18 protein-coding genes, 1 tRNA gene and 1 pseudogene are annotated in these 16,921 nt (G+C 60.6%); 10 read left to right on the top strand and 10 right to left on the bottom strand.

Going from position 1 to position 16,921, the window contains the following annotated elements; translation table 11 throughout:
- Nucleotides 1-16: 16 nt before the first annotated feature.
- Nucleotides 17-520: a hypothetical protein gene (locus HX830_RS19305; RefSeq protein WP_177101956.1), complete on the bottom strand. Its 504-nt coding sequence runs from the start codon at nucleotides 518-520 to the stop codon at nucleotides 17-19.
- Between the two features lie 322 nt (nucleotides 521-842).
- Complete coding sequence (locus HX830_RS19300; protein ID WP_111449794.1) at nucleotides 843-1,700, bottom strand: HNH endonuclease; 858 nt, start codon at nucleotides 1,698-1,700, stop codon at nucleotides 843-845.
- Between the two features lie 325 nt (nucleotides 1,701-2,025).
- Between HX830_RS19300 and HX830_RS32175 the strand changes: the two are divergent.
- The 3 genes and pseudogenes from HX830_RS32175 to HX830_RS19290 all read left to right on the top strand — a co-directional run.
- Nucleotides 2,026-2,223, top strand: a pseudogene (locus HX830_RS32175) (hypothetical protein); the annotation flags it as partial.
- A gap of 217 nt (nucleotides 2,224-2,440) precedes the next feature.
- A complete protein-coding gene (locus HX830_RS19295; RefSeq protein ID WP_111449795.1) occupies nucleotides 2,441-2,731 on the top strand; it encodes a type II toxin-antitoxin system ParD family antitoxin in 291 nt (96 codons plus the stop codon).
- Nucleotides 2,732-2,733: 2 nt separating this feature from the next.
- Nucleotides 2,734-3,090: a type II toxin-antitoxin system RelE/ParE family toxin gene (locus HX830_RS19290; RefSeq protein ID WP_111449796.1), complete on the top strand. Its 357-nt coding sequence runs from the start codon at nucleotides 2,734-2,736 to the stop codon at nucleotides 3,088-3,090.
- Nucleotides 3,091-3,297: 207 nt separating this feature from the next.
- Here HX830_RS19290 and HX830_RS19285 read toward each other — a convergent pair whose 3' ends face one another.
- The 6 genes from HX830_RS19285 to HX830_RS19260 form a co-directional block, all read right to left on the bottom strand.
- Complete coding sequence (locus HX830_RS19285; RefSeq protein WP_177101954.1) at nucleotides 3,298-3,597, bottom strand: Arm DNA-binding domain-containing protein; 300 nt, start codon at nucleotides 3,595-3,597, stop codon at nucleotides 3,298-3,300.
- 225 nt (nucleotides 3,598-3,822) lie between these two features.
- Nucleotides 3,823-3,898 (bottom strand) — tRNA-Gly (locus tag HX830_RS19280).
- Nucleotides 3,899-3,961: 63 nt separating this feature from the next.
- Nucleotides 3,962-4,531: a CDP-diacylglycerol--glycerol-3-phosphate 3-phosphatidyltransferase gene (gene pgsA, locus HX830_RS19275; protein WP_103495325.1), complete on the bottom strand. Its 570-nt coding sequence runs from the start codon at nucleotides 4,529-4,531 to the stop codon at nucleotides 3,962-3,964.
- Between the two features lie 32 nt (nucleotides 4,532-4,563).
- Complete coding sequence (uvrC, locus tag HX830_RS19270) at nucleotides 4,564-6,387, bottom strand: excinuclease ABC subunit UvrC (RefSeq protein WP_152740293.1); 1,824 nt, start codon at nucleotides 6,385-6,387, stop codon at nucleotides 4,564-4,566.
- Nucleotides 6,388-6,389: 2 nt separating this feature from the next.
- Nucleotides 6,390-7,028, bottom strand: a complete 639-nt coding sequence (gene gacA / locus HX830_RS19265) for a response regulator transcription factor GacA (RefSeq protein ID WP_100939313.1) — start codon at nucleotides 7,026-7,028, stop codon at nucleotides 6,390-6,392.
- Nucleotides 7,029-7,179: 151 nt separating this feature from the next.
- Complete coding sequence (locus HX830_RS19260; protein WP_103495340.1) at nucleotides 7,180-7,545, bottom strand: helix-turn-helix domain-containing protein; 366 nt, start codon at nucleotides 7,543-7,545, stop codon at nucleotides 7,180-7,182.
- Nucleotides 7,546-7,626: 81 nt separating this feature from the next.
- Here HX830_RS19260 and HX830_RS19255 point away from each other — a divergent pair, with 81 nt between their 5' ends.
- Nucleotides 7,627-7,848: a DNA-binding protein gene (locus tag HX830_RS19255; RefSeq protein ID WP_103495327.1), complete on the top strand. Its 222-nt coding sequence runs from the start codon at nucleotides 7,627-7,629 to the stop codon at nucleotides 7,846-7,848.
- Nucleotides 7,849-7,914: 66 nt separating this feature from the next.
- On the opposite strand, the gene HX830_RS19250 is transcribed toward HX830_RS19255, so the two are convergent.
- Together HX830_RS19250 and HX830_RS19245 are read right to left on the bottom strand one after the other, a co-directional pair.
- On the bottom strand, nucleotides 7,915-8,406 hold the full coding sequence (locus tag HX830_RS19250; protein ID WP_177101952.1) for a GNAT family N-acetyltransferase: 492 nt from the start codon (nucleotides 8,404-8,406) through the stop codon (nucleotides 7,915-7,917).
- Complete coding sequence (locus tag HX830_RS19245; RefSeq protein ID WP_177101950.1) at nucleotides 8,370-9,128, bottom strand: carbon-nitrogen hydrolase family protein; 759 nt, start codon at nucleotides 9,126-9,128, stop codon at nucleotides 8,370-8,372. Before HX830_RS19245 ends, HX830_RS19250 begins: the two co-directional genes overlap by 37 nt.
- A 628-nt stretch (nucleotides 9,129-9,756) precedes the next feature.
- Between HX830_RS19245 and HX830_RS19240 the strand changes: the two genes are divergently transcribed.
- The 6 genes from HX830_RS19240 (at nucleotide 9,757) to HX830_RS19215 (ending at nucleotide 16,894) form a co-directional block, all read left to right on the top strand.
- Nucleotides 9,757-10,848: a 3-deoxy-7-phosphoheptulonate synthase gene (locus tag HX830_RS19240; protein WP_177101948.1), complete on the top strand. Its 1,092-nt coding sequence runs from the start codon at nucleotides 9,757-9,759 to the stop codon at nucleotides 10,846-10,848.
- A gap of 127 nt (nucleotides 10,849-10,975) precedes the next feature.
- Nucleotides 10,976-11,257 (top strand): peptidylprolyl isomerase, encoded by a 282-nt coding sequence (locus HX830_RS32555; RefSeq protein WP_100939307.1) that lies wholly within the window; start codon nucleotides 10,976-10,978, stop codon nucleotides 11,255-11,257.
- Nucleotides 11,258-11,344: 87 nt separating this feature from the next.
- Entirely contained in the window at nucleotides 11,345-13,210 is a 1,866-nt protein-coding gene (locus tag HX830_RS19230; protein WP_177101946.1) for an extracellular solute-binding protein, read from the top strand.
- A complete protein-coding gene (locus HX830_RS19225; protein WP_177101944.1) occupies nucleotides 13,210-14,277 on the top strand; it encodes a microcin C ABC transporter permease YejB in 1,068 nt (355 codons plus the stop codon). The genes HX830_RS19230 and HX830_RS19225 overlap by 1 nt, the downstream gene beginning before the upstream one ends.
- Complete coding sequence (locus tag HX830_RS19220; RefSeq protein WP_103495332.1) at nucleotides 14,277-15,299, top strand: ABC transporter permease; 1,023 nt, start codon at nucleotides 14,277-14,279, stop codon at nucleotides 15,297-15,299. The genes HX830_RS19225 and HX830_RS19220 overlap by 1 nt, the downstream gene beginning before the upstream one ends.
- Nucleotides 15,300-15,313: 14 nt before the next feature.
- Entirely contained in the window at nucleotides 15,314-16,894 is a 1,581-nt protein-coding gene (locus HX830_RS19215) for an ABC transporter ATP-binding protein (RefSeq protein ID WP_177101942.1), read from the top strand.
- The last annotated feature ends 27 nt before the right edge of the window (nucleotides 16,895-16,921 follow it).

Below are 16,921 nucleotides of genomic sequence, written 5' to 3'. Positions count from 1 at the left end.
CGGGGTTAGTAGACCACTACACCCAAGACCAACCCTCACGAACATAAGAGTCCACAATCGGGAAAAAAGCGGGCCGATGAAAATGCAAGTACTTCGACGCAAGGCTGCTGTTCTCACGATTGTTCGCCGTCGCCAGGGCACCACAAAGCTCGAGATGAATCGCGACAGCTTCCGGTAAGCGCTCAAGGGTGAGACGCTCATCCACCTCGATAGCATCTAGCATCACCGAACACTTTGATGCGGCAATTGCTTCGGCGGCCGCGATGATGACCTCCAGCGCCTGCCGCTCATCCTTGACGTGGCCCTTGGTTTTTCTGCGTTCCACAGAGGCAGAGTAGGTACGCCCAATTAGCATCAGCTTACCGATAATCTGCGACCTTTCGACGTTGCTGGGCTGCGCCGCTACAGCTTCATATAGCATCGAATTTAGCACGTCGAAGGGAGGGCACCCGTGCTCATTGCCAAGCCAATCGAGCTTTGGAGGAAACAGAGCTAGAGGGTTGAGCTTTTTCTTTTTCATTGTGCACTTATCCGTAGTTTAATCTCATCACGCGCCTCATCAATTGTACGGCAAGCACCGGATAACTGAATTGCCTTTGGTTTTGTAGACATATCTGGATGACCACTATCGCCGAAGGAGCTCTAAGGCTGGGCGCCCGCCCTCTGGCCGACTTCTGCCGGTCGTGATCGGCAGCTGCGCCCGGACGCTTGTGCGAGATCTGCATCTCCGTTAACTGCGGACTACGGGAACGGAGCTGTTCGTATGAGGCATAATCTCGTCCTGGCGCGCTTATGATTTGGCCTTGGCCAATTCGGCAGGATCACCGCGCTAATGGTGTCGACTAAGGAATGGCCTCAGTGTCATCGGGGCCAGTCTGTAAGCTGAGCCCTGCCAGTGGTACTTCCGGTGACCAAACTGCTGCACACTTGATGTCTGAATTTTCGTTGTTCGCTTCATCTGCTGAATTTTTCGCATTCCATTGAGCGATTTGCTCAAACCAGATTTTTTCGTCGCTCGATACGGCGAAAACAGTGCGAGCTGACTCGCCACTTGCAACAAGAGGTCCGACTTCAACACCGCCGAAAAATGTCATCTCCCAAATGATTTTCTTCGGGTTAGTTCGTTGATACGCCCCGTGGTATCGAAAGACATCCTTGCCCAAGGTGACCTTCACCTGTTCTCCATGTGCAGGCCCCGCCATTTGACCTCTAAAGTACTTGGCGCCTTCGCTGGTCATACGTCTCGCGTCGGTAAGCGAATCGGGCGCGAGCAGGATCTGCCAATGGTGCCAAGCAAGTCCCTGGGCAATGAGGCTAGCCAGTTTCAGCAACATGGTCACATCGAATGGGGTGATCGTCCCTGAATGCCATGTACGAGCTGCATCCAGCACAAAAAATGACCGCTGCGCCTCAGCAATGCTCTTGGCCAGCTTCTGATTCTTAGCCAGCCGCGGCCCTACCTGATCGGAAATGGCAATAGCTGCGCCATCATGCCTGCCCCCCAACGGTAATACCGCAAGAACGTAATGTTCTAGGGCTGCCTTAGCGTTGTTGCATGGCACACAAGCTGGCACTTGGGGCAGGTTGTGGCGATCGTCCTTAGGGAAAAATTCACGCGCAATGACGTGGTCACCAGTGGTCGACGAACCGGGCTTTCCACAGTAAACGCAGGTCTTGTTGAGGTATTTCTTACTGCCCATCTGTACTTTCCACTCCCCAAGAAAAGTGTAAATCGGTTCAGGCTTGCGACTCGGTGCAAGCTGTTACCCTTAAGGTAAACGAGGATCGGGCGCAAGAACGGCGCTTATGGAAACACCTTTTTCGGCGGTTTGATCCATGTACAGATCAAGAGCGGGGCAAATATTCAGGGCCTGCCTTAGGATCTTATTCGGTTGGCTGCTTTGGCCGATTGTAGTCACCTGCCCCAAGTCTCCTTTGCTAAATCGTACAAACACCCTGGCGGGCCTTTTATTGTAAGCCCTCCCCCGCGGCTACGCTTTCGATTCCTCGATTGGAGTCGAAACGATGTCCACTGAATATTCACTACCTGATGTCCTCGAACGGCTGTACCAAAACCAGCTCGCCTTAGAAGCGGCCGTGATGGAGTAGACCTTGAGGGTTGAGCGCCAAGGTGCGACTGATACTGGCGACAATGTCCGCGGCGCGCTTCATACGATCGGTGAGAACGCCGGACACATCAAGCAGGGCTTGACCAAGCTGAGGGCCCACACTGATCAAGTTGCCCCCGACGTCCCGCCTGCAACAACCTTTTTGGACTTTGTGTGCATGCAGTCGGGGCCAGCACGCGCTGTTCGGCGCGAAGGATGGCCACGTACGACACAGTTTGTCAGATACAAATCCCAAACTATGTGCTCGCGGGCAAAATGGCATAATATGCCAATGGTCGAAAGAATCTGTTTGCCCAGATCTGGAGTTCATTATGGCGACGCGAAACGTTGTGCTCACCCCTCACCAGGAACAGGTTATCCAGGACCTGGTTCAGTCCGGCCGTTATCAGAATGCCAGCGAAGTGATGCGAGAAGGTTTGCGTCTATTGGAACAACGCGTCGCCGAAGACACCGCCAAAATTGAGGCCCTGCGTCAGGCGACCTCGATCGGCATCATGGACCTTGAGCACGGTCGCTTTACTCAGTTGAACGAAGGGGATCTGGAGCACTACCTCGAAGGCTTGAGCCAGGAGGCGACCCTCCCCGCGAGAGAGAAACACTGAGCATGCCGCAGTATCGGATTTCCAACGCGGCGCGCGCCGACATTGTCGACATCCTCCGGCTCTCCCAGACGCAGTTCGGCGATCAAGCACGCCAGCGCTACCAGGCGCTGATCCTCGCGGCGCTGCAAGCGATTGCCGGCGCGCCTTATCGGGTTGGCAGCCACGACCGCGATGAGCTTGCACCGGGCCTTCGCAGTTATCACCTCATCTATTCACGCCAACAGGCCAAACACCCCCATGGGACGGTCAAAAGTCCGCGCCATATCGTGTTCTATCGTGTGGCAGACGGCGACGTGATCGAGGTCATCCGACTCCTTCATGACTCCATGGAAGTGCAGTTGCATTTGCCTAATGACTGATCACCGACCTGGCCCAACGGCTTAACTGACCATGAACAGCGAAGGTAAGGCGCCCGCCTCTACATCGCAACCTGAGCGCCCTCGCTGCCAGCCGACTCGGCGGCCAATTGAAGCGGGAGGTTCTGGGTCCGACCGGACTATCGAGACCCACGACCAGAAACACGATGCTCAACTTTGCGTCCACTTTCAATGCTGAACAACCGCTTCTTAGGCGTTTTCCGTGACCAGGCGCCTAGCATTACGCTCCAGCTGCCGATGGACACGCGGATCGATGCCCCGAGCGACCAGTGCCCTCGCAACATCACGCAGAGCGCGAGCATCTCGTAAGCTAATTTCAGGATAGGTACCGAGAGAAATACGCGGTTGCTTATCTGCCCAGGAAAAGCGGAAGTGCCAGCACTTGGCGCCTTTCGTATTCACGAAAAGAGCGAGGCCGTTGTAGTCAGGGAGGGTGTAGTCCTTGGCACGGGGTTTGGCGTGCCGGACTGCAGTATCGGTGAGGGCCATCGTACAATCTCCGTCTCGTTTGAATAGAGGAGATTTGTACGGTTTCCAGAAAGGCGAGTCCCACGAAAAAATGATCTACCAAGCTCCGGATTAATGTACTAAACGATGTACTAAAAAAACGTGGATGGTAGTGCTTTCGAGTAGAACTTACTGGAACGAAAAAAGAGGCCGAAGCCTCTTTTTTCAGTTTCTGCAGACTTCAATAGAAGCCTGTAGAACAATATTTGGAGCGGGAAACGAGACTCGAACTCGCGACCCCGACCTTGGCAAGGTCGTGCTCTACCAACTGAGCTATTCCCGCGTCTTGGTGATGCGCATTCTATAGAATCTACGCACCCCGTCAACCCCTTGATTCAAAATAGTTTTATTTCTTTTCAGGATTTTCCGAATTGAACTTCAAATGCGGCCACGCCGCCCGCAGATACTGCAGCATCGACCACAGGGTCAGCACCGCCGCCGCCATCAGCAAGGTATAGCCCACCAGCACCCAGAAGCTGAAGTCCGAAGGGTTGGCCAGCAGGATCACCAACGCCAGCATCTGCGCCGCGGTTTTCCACTTGCCCATGTTGGAAACGGCGACCTGCGCCCGCTCCCCGATTTCGGCCATCCACTCGCGCAGGGCCGAGACCACGATCTCACGACCGATGATCACCGCCGCCGGCAAGGTCAACCACAGGTTGCCATGCTCCTGCACCAGCAATACCAGCGCCACGGCCACCATCAGCTTGTCCGCCACCGGGTCGAGAAACGCGCCGAACGGCGTGCTCTGCTCCAGGCGACGGGCCAGGTAGCCGTCCAGCCAATCCGTCGCCGCCGCAAAGGCAAACACCGAACTGGCCGCCGTGTAACTCCACTGGTAAGGCAGGTAAAACAGCAAAATGAAAATCGGAATGAGTACGACGCGTAGAACGGTGATCAGATTAGGGATATTCATCGGCACAACTGGCTACGAGGTTGAAAGGCATTCTACTCGCTGTGCAGGCTTGCATAAATCGACTCAGCGAGCTTTTTACTGATCCCGGGTGCTTTGGCGATCTCGTCGATGCTGGCACGGGACAGCTCCTGCAATCCACCAAAATGTTTCAATAGTTCACGGCGACGCTTCGGCCCCACCCCCGCCACCCCTTCCAGAGTTGAGGTTCGACGGGTCTTGCCGCGTCGCGCCCGGTGCCCGGTAATAGCAAAACGGTGGGCTTCGTCGCGGATCTGCTGGATCAAATGCAGGGCCGGCGAATCACCTTTCAAGGTAAATTCATGGGCCGCGTCGTTAAGGTACAAGGTCTCGAAACCGGCCTTGCGCGTCGCCCCCTTGGCCACGCCGAGCAGGATCAGGTCCGGCACCGACAGCTCATCGAGCACATCGCGCGCCATGGACAACTGGCCCTTGCCGCCGTCCACCAGGAGGATGTCCGGCAACTTGCCCTCGCCATCCTTGATCTTGCTGAAACGCCGGGTCAGGGCCTGGTGCATCGCCGCGTAGTCGTCGCCGGCAGTGACGCCTTCGATATTGTAACGGCGATAATCGGACTTGATCGGGCCTTCCGGGCCGAATACCACGCAGGACGCGACCGTCGCTTCACCACTGGAGTGACTGATGTCGTAACACTCCAGGCGCTGCGGTGGCTCGTCGAGGTTCAGCACTTCGGCCAGGGCCTCGAAGCGTGCGGCCATATGCTGACGATCCGCCAGGCGCGCACCCAGGGCCTGTTCGGCATTGGTCACCGCCAGTTGCTGCCAGCGCGCCCGTGTACCGCGCACCCGATGACTGATGGCCAATTCTCGGCCGCGCAGCCCATCAATCGCGGCGATCAGGGTCGGGAAGTCTTCGTGGACCACGTTGACGATCAGTTCACTCGGCAGGTCGCGCTCGGGACTGCCGATAAAGTACTGGCCAAGAAACGCCATCAGCACTTCGGACACATCTTCCTCGATACCAACCTGCGGGAAGAAGTTCTTGCTGCCCAGCACTCGCCCGCCGCGCACGCTGATCAGGTGCACACAAGCCCCGCCCGGGTTGATGAAGGCCGCGACCACGTCGACATCGCCGGTGCCCCCTTCCATGCTCTGCTGATCCTGGACCCGGCGCAGCAGCGAGATCTGGTCCCGCAGCTCCGCCGCCCGCTCGAAATCGAGGGTGCTGGCCGCCTGTTCCATGCCGGCGTTCAATTCGTCGGTCAGGGCGTTGCTGCGCCCTTCGAGGAACATCACCGAGTGGCGTACATCCTCGGCATACACCTGGGGCTCCACCAACCCGACACACGGCGCCTTGCAGCGCTTGATCTGGTATTGCAGGCAGGGCCGGGTGCGGTTCTTGTAGTAGCTGTCCTCGCACTGGCGGACCAGAAAGGTCTTTTGCAGCAGGCTCAGGCTCTCACGAATCGCCCCAGCGCTCGGGTAAGGCCCGAAATACTTGCCCTTGGCTTTCTTGGCCCCACGATGAATGCTCAGCCGCGGGTAGTCGCCGTCCGAGAGAAACACATAGGGATAGGATTTATCGTCGCGCAGCAGGATGTTGTAGGGCGGCCGCCACTCCTTGATCAGCGTCTGTTCCAGCAGCAGTGCCTCGGTTTCATTGGCGGTGATGGTGGTTTCCACCTGGGCGATACGCCCCACCAATGCCGCCGTCTTCGGCGCCAGGCCGGTCTTGCGGAAGTAACTGGCCAGACGCTTCTTCAGGTTCTTGGCTTTGCCCACATAAAGCAGGCGCGCGTCGCCGTCGAACATGCGGTAGACACCGGGGCGGCCACTGCAGGTCGACAGGAAGGCACTGGAATCGAACAGGTCAGTCATTGTCAGCCGGCATCGACCATGCCGTGGCGAACCGCCAGAAGCGTCAACTCGACATCACTGCTGACCGACAGCTTCTCGAAAATCCGATAGCGGTAGGTATTCACGGTTTTCGGCGACAGGCACAGTTTGTCGGAGATGATCTGGACTTTCTGGCAGCCGACGATCATCAACGCAATCTGGATTTCACGCTCGGACAAGGCGTCGAACGGCGAGTCACTGGCCGGCTGGAAGGACTTGAGCGCCAACTGCTGGGCAATCTGCGGGCTGATGTAGCGTTGCCCGGAAAACACCAGGCGAATCGCCTGGACCATTTCCGCCAGGCCCGCGCCCTTGGTCAGGTAACCGGCCGCTCCGGCCTGCAACAAGCGGGTCGGGAACGGATCTTCTTCGCAGACGGTCACCGCCACCACTTTGATGTCCGGATGACTGCGCAGCAATTTGCGCGTGGCCTCCAGGCCGCCGATGCCAGGCATCTTGACGTCCATCAGGACGACATCGGGTTTGAGCTCCCGCGTCTTGAGCAACGCCTCCTCTCCCGATTCCGCCTGTCCCACGACCTGCAGACCGTCGATATCCGCCAACATCCGCGTAATGCCTGTACGCACAAGATCATGGTCATCGACTACTAGCACCCTAATCAAGCAGACACCTCACGAATTTGGTCTTATCAGGTTATTGACCACCTTAGCAAAAAACCACAGGCCTGACCTAGTTACAAGCGTCACATAAGAGTATCAACGCGCTATAAGCGCTTGCCGGACGGCAAGCGCGTTTCGTCAGGAATGAAATGACTCAGGAGTCACTGGAGCCTGCACGGCCGTTTGGCCCATAAGGCCCGGCGGTTTCAGCCAAGGTAGTGGTCAGTCGATGGATCGCGTCCTGATCTTCCTTTTGCAGCACTCGATAGTTGCCCAATACTTTTTCTTCTACCTGGCTGAGATTGTCCAGTTGCATCGGTGTCGGTTGCCCGGTCAGTACGTAAAGCACATCGACGCCCCGTGCGGCCACACGGGACAAATAGTCAGCCTTCGGTGCGCGGTCACCGCTTTCATATTTGCCCTGTGCGTTGGCCTCAACGCCTCCGATTTCACCAAAAGCCTTCTGCGACAGACCCAGCCGCTCTCTCTCTTGCCGCAATCGCGAACCAATTCCACTCATTTGGATGTAAGATCCCATTTTAAACACCCTTAGGGGTGATATACTCAACAAGCATTAAACACATTTGAACGGTTTTGAACTATGCCCGGTATCCGCACCGCTGCACAAGCCAAGGCTTGGCTGGAACACCAAGGAAAATCGGTTCAGGAGTTTGCGCGCGAGCATGGCGTCGACCCGGCAACCACCTATCAAGTGCTCGCTGGGCGAAAAAAGGGACGGCGTGGGGAAGCCCATAAGGTCGCGGTCCTATTGGGCATGAAGGATGGAATCATCCCATCCGACACCGACAAGTCGAGTGAGTAATTCCCGACTTCTTAAGCCCAGTATGCGCCTCGTGTGGCGATATATAGGACAATTCTCAAACTATCGTCAGTAATTACCAGACGTCGGTCTTGAAGCAGTGAGACTCATGCGCAAAAAGCACTCGTCCTCACCGACTACAGCCAGGCCCTGACGCAGATACAGCCGCTGCGCGGGGTTGCTCTTGAACACGGTCAGGCGTAACTCACGACGCCCCTCTCTGAAGGCGATTTCCCGTGCCTGCCGGATCAGCCAACCGCCCAGGCCCTGGCCTCGGCCCGCCTCGATCAGCTGTAACTCACGGATGTACAACGCTCGGGCATCGCGACTGAAGCTGACAAAACCCAGCACCTGCTCGCCATCACACAACAGCTCGTTCTGGCGCCCGGCCCAGGCCTGGTCAAAGGCTTCGTCCAACCAAAGCAGATTGTACTCACAGTAGTAAGCCATCATGTTCTGGCGCGTGAGCTCCCGGGCGAATGCCAGGTCCGCGCCCAAGGCCGGGCGAAAACGCCAGTGCCCGCTCACAAGCCCGTCACCGACACCACCTCCCCGGACCATTGGCCGGCGACACGTCGTCCGATCACCAACACATCCCCTTCCCCCTCTGTCACCACCACCCGCTGCCCGCCAGCCGCCCAGAGCGCGCTCCGCCCCGCCGACTGCCAGCCGCCCGTCATACCGCCATGGTTGGCCATCAACACCGCCATGCCGTGGTCCCGGGCATAGCCCTGCAACAAGGCCGTATCGGGTCCATAACCGTTCTCAGTGATCAATACACTGGCGGCGTAAAGGTTAGCCTCAGATTGCGCGGCCTGTAGCGGATGACTAGCGTGGGAAAAGTCAGCACAAACCGCAAGAGCAATACGCTCATCGACGATTGTCAACAGCTCACCGCCGCTTCCAGGGATAAATGCGACTTCTTCACCATCGTGTAGATGTTGCTTGCTGTAGACCTGCAAGGAACCGTCGGCACCGAATGTCAGTGCCCCGATCAGCACCGGGCCGCCGGCGAACAGGCGTATCGGCATGCCTACTACGGTCACCAGCTTCAGCTCTCGGGCCAGCTCGCGCAACGGTGCCAGTACCGGGTCGTCCGGGGTAATCGCCAACTCGGCCGCGAGGCGGCGTTCATAGCCGGTCAACGACAATTCGGGGAACAGCAGAAACGCCACGCCACGCTCCGCGGCCTGGCGCATGAACACCAGGTGTCGAGCGATATTGGCCTGCAGATCTCCGGCAATCGAAACGGCTTGGGCGGCGGCAAGGGTAAACACGCTCATGATTCAGTCCTGACAATCAGATCGGAAATATCCGTCGAGTGTGTCATAAAGACCTGTCACATTTAAGCGATAGAGCCTGCTCTCGGGTTCCCATAGAATTTTCTGATTGAACAGGGCGATACCGCTCTAGTAAGCTCGGCGACATTCACACGGAGTTGCACCATGCACCTGACTCAATCCGCCCATCGCCACACCGCCAGCGCCTCGCGCTCGGTTACGGCTGCCCGGATGAGCACGGTCGGCACCCGCGCAAGCTTTTATTTTGGGTATTGGTTTAGCCACTGGCGCGCCTGATACCCAACCGGCGCCCACTGAATACAGGGGTCGCCTACCAGAGAATTCTCAACCCCCGGTCGGCCTCCCGACCGGGGGTTTTGTTTTTCCAGGCTCCACATTTTGCAACCGACTTTTTAAATCAAGGAATACCGACATGAACAACTCCACCTATTACCGCTACGACATCACCGGCGCCTGGCGATTTAGCAGCCTCCGCTCGGGACAGCACGCCGCCTCCGAACGGTCACGCACAGGTGGCACGCACACACTCACAGCCAGTCCGGCTGATTGTCGAACACCCCAGTAGGGCCGCGCGCGGGAAGCACCCGCCGCCAGCCCAGGAAGCCCGAACATGAATTCTTCTCTCTGCGCCCTGCCGTCCTCCGTCCTGCCATCGGCCAACGAGCCGTTGACCCAACGCCTGCCCAGCGCGTTGCAACTCAAGCAGCACCTGCCCCTCAATGCCAGCCTCGGCGAACAGGTCGAGCGCCACCGCCGCGCCGTGCGCGCCATCCTCAACGGTGAAGACCCACGCCTGCTGGTGATCGTCGGCCCCTGCTCGATCCATGATCCGCAATCGGCCCTGGAATACGCCGGCCGACTGGCCGACCTGGCAAGCGAGGTCAGCGACCAGATGCTCCTGGTGATGCGCGCCTACATCGAGAAACCCCGGACCACGGTGGGCTGGAAAGGCCTGGCCTACGACCCGCACCTGGATGGCAGCGATGACATGGCCGGCGGCCTGGCGCTGTCCCGTGAACTGATGCGCGAGATACTGCGCCTGGGCCTGCCGATTGCCACCGAACTGCTGCAACCTATGGCCGCCGGTTATGTCGATGACCTGCTGAGCTGGGTCGCCATTGGCGCGCGGACCACGGAGTCGCAGATCCATCGGGAAATGGCCAGCGGCCTGGCGATGCCGGTGGGGTTCAAGAATGGCACCGACGGCAGTGTCGGGATCGCGGCGGATGCGATGCGTTCGGCGGCCCATGCCCATCGGCATTTCGGCGTCGACAGCCAGGGCCACCCGGCGATCATCCAGACGGCGGGCAACCCGGACACGCACTTGGTGCTGCGTGGCGGCCATCGCGGGCCGAACTACGACGCCCATAGTGTGGCGCAGGTACGGGCCGGCCTGGCCAAGCAGTCGATTGCGCCGCGGATCATGGTCGATTGCAGCCACGCCAACAGCGGCAAGGACCCACTGCGCCAGCCGGCGGTGTTCGCCGATGTACTGGAGCAGCGTTTGCGGGGCGATCGTTCGCTGGTCGGGATGATGATTGAGAGTCATTTGTTCGAAGGCTGCCAGGCACTGAGCCCGAACCTGCGCTATGGCGTTTCGATCACCGATGGCTGTCTGGGTTGGGAGGCGACCGAGGAATTGCTGCGCGGAGCGGCCGAACAGTTGCGTGAGCAGCAGGTGGCGGAGGTTGTCGGCGCCTGAAACCTTGTGGCGAGCAGGCCTGCCCGCTCGCCACAGGTCCGACACACCGCGCCGCCGGGAACTTTTGCCAGGAAAATCCGGCCTGATTCCGGTAATCTCGACACTTTCTAGAAAGGAGCATCACCCCATGGCCAAAGCCACTGCCCGTCACATCCTGGTTGCCAGCGAAGCCAAGTGCAACGAACTCAAGGCCCAGATCGAAGGCGGCGCCGATTTCGCCGAGATCGCCAAAGCGAACTCCACCTGCCCGTCCAGCCGCGACGGCGGCAACCTGGGCTCGTTCGGCCCGGGCCAGATGGTCAAGGAGTTCGACACCGTGGTCTTCAGCGCCCCGGTCAATACCGTGCAAGGCCCGGTGAAAACCCAGTTCGGTTACCACCTGCTGGAAGTGACCAGTCGTCAGGACTGATCCTGCCCGCTTCTGTGGCGAGGGGCTTGCCCCCTCGCCATGGTGCATGTTCCTGCTGATACTCCGAACCGGCTTCTAAGGCTGAAGATGCGACTGGCCCTATCCCTGCTACTCACCGCCCTGACCCTGCTTCCCGGCTTGTCCGCCAACGCCGCCCCGCCACAGCACGCGCTGACCGTCTACGGCGAACCGGCCAAATACCCCGCCGGCTTCAGCCATTTCAACTACGCCAACCCCCGCGCGCCCAAGGGCGGCAGCCTGCGCCGCTCGGCCATCGAGATCGGCCAGTACGACCATATCCTGCCCTATGTCGACAAAGGCACCGGCGTCACCCAGATCGACGGCTGGATCTACTCGCCATTGGCCGTGCGTTCCCTCGACGAGCCCTACACCGTCTATGGCCTGGTGGCGGAAAAAATGCAGCGCAGCGATGACGGCCTGTCCCTGCGCTTCTACCTGAACCCCAAGGCCCGTTTCGCCGACGGCACGCCGATCACCGCCGAAGACGTGCGCTACACCTACAACCTGCTGATGACCCAGGGCAGCCTCAGCTACCGCATGCAGTTCGAAGCGGTGAAAGACGTCGAGGTCGAGTCACCGACCCAGGTCCGCTTCGACTTCAAGAACAACGACAACCGCTCGCTGCCACTGGATATCGCCAGCCTGCCGGTGCTGCCGGAACACTGGTGGAAAACCCGCGACTTCGCCGACGGCGGCGGCTACGAAGCCCCCCTGGGCAGCGGCCCCTACAAGGTGAGCAAGATCGACTCCGGGCGCAGCATCACCTTCGAGCGCAACCCCGACTGGTGGGGCAAGGACCTGCCGGTCAGCCGCGGCCTCTACAACTTCGACCGTTTCTCCCTCGAATACTTCGGCGACACCGATGTCGCCCGCCAGGTCCTGCGCGGCGGCGCCTATGACTACAATCGCGAGTTTTCCGCCACCGGCTATTCCATCGGCTACGACAGCCCGGCCCTCACCGACGGCCGCCTGCAAAAGGCCCACCTGGCCCAGGAAGCGCCGCAATCCGCGCAGGGCTATCTGTTCAACCTGCAAAAGCCGATGTTCCAGGACCGCCGTGTGCGCGAAGCCCTGGCCATGCTCTGGGACTTCGAGTGGAGCAACCGGCAGATGATGCGCAACATGTACATCCGCCAGCAGAGCTTCTTCTCCAACACCGCCCTGGCCGCGCGGCAGTTGCCCGACAAGGCGGAACTGGCGATCCTCGAACCGCTGCGCGGACAGATTCCCGACGAAGTCTTCACCCAGGTCTTCGAAGCGCCGAAAACCGACGCCAGCGGCAATCTGCGGGACAAACAGCTAAAGGCCCTGGCCCTGTTGGAACAGGCCGGCTGGAAACCCGACGGCGACCGCCTGGTCAACGCCCAGGGCGAACCGCTGACCTTCACCTTTCTCAACGCACAGAACGGTATCGAGCGATTGCTGTTGCCATATAAACGCAACCTGGCGCAGATCGGCATCCGCATGGATATCCGCCGCATCGACGCCTCGCAGTACGTCAACCGCCTCAAGGCCCGCGACTACGACATGATCGTCAGCGGCTACCCGGTCACCACCTCGCCGGGCATCGAGCTGTACAACTACTTCGGCTCCGCGGCGGCCAACGACCCCGGCTCGAGCAACTTCATGGCCCTGAAGAACCCGGCCGTGGACACCTTGATCAACGGCCTGATCAAAGCCGATACCCAGGCGCAGATGCTCAGCTACGCCCATGCCCTGGACCGGGTGCTGCAATGGAACTACTACTGGATTCCCAACTATTACCCGCCGGGCACCTCGACGGTCTGGTGGAACCGTTTCGGTTACCCCAAGGAGCAGGCCAGCAATGACCCCGCCGTGGAAACCTGGTGGGAAGTCAGCACGACCCCGCTGACCAACGAACAGATGACCGCCGAGCTGATCAAGCGCGGCAGTTCCGGAGGACAGCACTGATGCTGGCGTACACCCTGCGGCGCTTGCTGCTGATCATTCCGACGCTGATGATGATCCTGCTGGTCAACTTCGTCATCGTCCAGGCCGCGCCCGGCGGCCCGGTGGAACAGGCCATCGCCCGCTTGCAGGGCATCGGCGGCGCGGGTGCCGGCGCCCTCGGCGGTGGTGGCGATGCGGTGCAAAGCGCCTCGCGGGCCAGCCGTGGCCTGGACCCCAAGCTGATCGCCGATATCGAGCGCCAGTACGGTTTCGACAAACCGGCCCCCGAGCGCTTCTGGCTGATGCTCAAGCACTACGCCAGCCTGGACTTCGGCAAGAGCTTCTTTCGAGGTGCCCAGGTCACCGACCTGATCCTGGAAAAAATGCCGGTGACCATTCCCCTGGGGCTCTGGGCCACGCTGATCACCTACCTGGTGTCGATTCCCCTGGGCATCCGCAAGGCGACCCGCCACGGCAGCCGCTTCGATGTCTGGAGCAGCACCGCCATCGTCATCGGCTACGCCATGCCGGCGTTCCTCTTCGCCATGCTGTTGATCGTCGCCTTCGCCGGCGGCACCTCGCTGAACTGGTTCCCGGTGCGTGGACTGGTATCGGAAAACTTCGACCAGCTGTCGACCCTGGGCAAGATCGCCGACTACTTCTGGCACCTGGTGCTGCCGGTCACTTCGCTGGTGATCGGCGGCTTCGCCACCCTGACCATACTGACCAAGAACTCCTTTCTCAATGAGATCACCCGCCAGTACGTGGTCACGGCCCGGGCCAAGGGCCTGAGCGAACGCCGGGTGCTCTACGGCCATGTGTTCCGCAACGCGATGTTGCTGGTGGTCTCGGGTATTCCCCAGGCCTTTATCAGCGTGTTCTTCGCCGGCTCCTTGCTGATCGAGGTGATTTTCTCCCTCGACGGCCTCGGCCGCATGAGCTACGAAGCGGCGGTGTCGCGGGACTATCCGGTGGTGTTCGGTTCGCTGTTCATCTTCACCCTGTTCGGCCTGCTGATAAAACTGGTCGGCGACCTCTGCTACACCCTGGTCGACCCGCGTATCGATTTTGCCGCGAGGAATGCCTGATGCTCAGACTCTCGCCCGTGAGCCGGCGTCGGCTCGACCGCTTCAAGGCCAATCGCCGGGGCTGGTGGTCGCTGTGGCTGTTCGCCGCGCTGTTCGTCCTGAGCCTGGGGGGCGAGCTGATCGCCAACGACAAGCCGCTGGTGCTCAACTACCAGGGCTCGCTGTATTTCCCGGTGTTCAAGCGCTACACCGAACAGGAATTCGGCGGCCAACTGCCCTTCCAGGCCGACTATCGCAGCGACTACGTACGCCAGCTGATCACCAAGGATGGCGGCTGGATGCTGTTCCCGCCGATCCCCTTCAGTGCCGACACGCCCAACTATGACCTCAACAAACCGGCCCCCAGCCCACCCACCACGGTGAACTGGCTGGGCACCGACGACCAGGCCCGGGACGTGCTCGCGCGGGTGATCTTCGGTGCCCGAGTGTCGATTCTCTTCGCCCTTGCCCTGACCGCCGTCAGCGCCCTGATCGGTATTGCCGCCGGTGCCCTGCAGGGCTACTACGGCGGCTGGATCGACTTGCTCGGCCAGCGCCTGCTGGAAGTCTGGTCGGGCCTGCCGGTGCTGTACCTGCTGATCATCCTGTCCGGCTTCGTCGAACCGAATTTCTGGTGGTTGCTCGGCATCATGGCGCTGTTTTCCTGGCTGGCCCTGGTGGACGTGGTACGTGCCGAATTCCTCCGTGGGCGCAACCTGGAATACGTCAAGGCCGCCCGAGCCCTGGGTCTGACCGACCGCAAGATCATCCTGCGGCATATCCTGCCCAATGCCATGAACGCCACCCTGAGCTACCTGCCGTTTATCCTCACCGGGGCGATTTCGACCCTGACGGCCCTGGACTTCCTCGGCTTCGGCATGCCCGCCGGCAGCGCCTCCCTGGGCGAATTGATCGGCCAGGGCAAACAGAACCTGCAAGCACCCTGGCTCGGTTTCACCGCCTTCTTCACCCTGGCGCTGATCCTCTCGCTGCTGGTGTTTATCGGCGAGGCGCTACGCGATGCCTTCGACCCCCGCTCATGAACCAGGCGCCCGCGATGACCGACAACCTGATTGAAATCCGCCAGCTCAACGTCGCCTTCAACGGCCAGCCGGCGGTGCGCAACCTGTGCCTGGATATCCGTGCCGGCGAATGCCTGGCCCTGGTGGGCGAGTCCGGCTCGGGCAAATCGGTCACCGCGCACTCGATCCTGCAACTGCTCCCGCGCAGCGGCTGCCAGGCCGACGGCAGCGTGCGTTATCGCGGCCAGGAACTGCTGGGGGCCGATGACGGCACCTTGCGCAGCATCCGTGGCGACCGCATCGCGATGATCTTCCAGGAACCGATGACCTCCCTCAACCCGCTGCACAGCGTGGAAAAGCAGATCGGCGAAACCCTGCTGCTGCACAAGGGCATGGGCGGCAAGGCGGCCCAGGCACGGATTCTCGAACTGCTGGAACTGGTGGGCATCCAGAAACCCCGGGAACGCCTCAAGGCCTACCCCCATCAACTCTCCGGCGGGCAACGCCAGCGGGTGATGATCGCCATGGCCCTGGCCTGCGAGCCGGAGCTGCTGATCGCCGACGAACCGACCACCGCCCTCGACGTGACGGTGCAGCGCAAGATCCTGCTGCTGCTCAAATCCCTGCAACAGCGCCTGGGCATGTCGCTGCTGCTGATCAGCCACGACCTCAACCTGGTGCGCAGCATCGCCCAGCGGGTCTGCGTGATGAAGGCCGGGGAAATTGTCGAACAGGCGGACTGCGAAACCCTGTTCAACCACCCCGCGCATCCCTACAGCCGCGTGCTGCTGGACGCCGAGCCGGCGGGCCAGCCACTGCCGCTGGACGACAACGAGGTGGTGTTGCAGGCCGAGGGCATGCGCGTGCGCTTCCAGGTCGGCGGCGGACTGTTCCGACGCAAGGAATACCTGCAGGCGGTGGACGGCATCAGTCTCAGTGTGCAGCGCGGCAAGACCCTGGGCATTGTCGGCGAGTCCGGCTCCGGCAAGTCGACCCTCGGCCAGGCGATCCTGCGTCTGCTGGATTCCAAGGGCAGCATCCGTTTCCAGGGCACGGCCCTCGACGGCCTGAACCAGAAGCAACTGCGGCCCTGGCGCAAACAGATGCAGGTGGTCTTCCAGGATCCGTTCGGCAGCCTCAGCCCACGCATGTCGGTGGCGCAGATCATCAGCGAGGGCCTGGAGGTGCACTGCGCCAACACCCCCGCTGAATGCGACGCCCTGGTGATCCGGGCACTGGAGGAAGTCGGTCTCGACCCGCAAAGCCGCCACCGCTATCCCCATGAGTTTTCCGGCGGCCAGCGCCAGCGCATCGCCATTGCCCGCGCCCTGGTGCTCAAGCCGGCGCTGATCCTGCTGGACGAACCGACTTCGGCGCTGGACCGCACGGTGCAGAAACAGGTGGTCGCCCTGCTCCGCGATCTCCAGGAAAAACACGGCCTGACCTACCTGTTTATCAGCCATGACCTGTCGGTGGTGCGCGCCCTGGCCCACGACCTGATCGTGATCAAGGACGGCCAGGTGGTCGAACACGGCGCCACCTGCGCGGTGTTCGATGAGCCGCAGCATCCCTATACTCGAGAACTGCTCGCCGCTACCCTGCTGACCCCGACCTGATCGATCGCCGCCCGCCGGCAATGGACG

The organism is Pseudomonas gingeri (genome assembly GCF_013385425.1).
GTDB classification, from domain to species: Bacteria; Pseudomonadota; Gammaproteobacteria; order Pseudomonadales; family Pseudomonadaceae; genus Aquipseudomonas; species Aquipseudomonas gingeri_D.
This window is presented reverse-complemented; position numbering and strand designations above follow the sequence as displayed.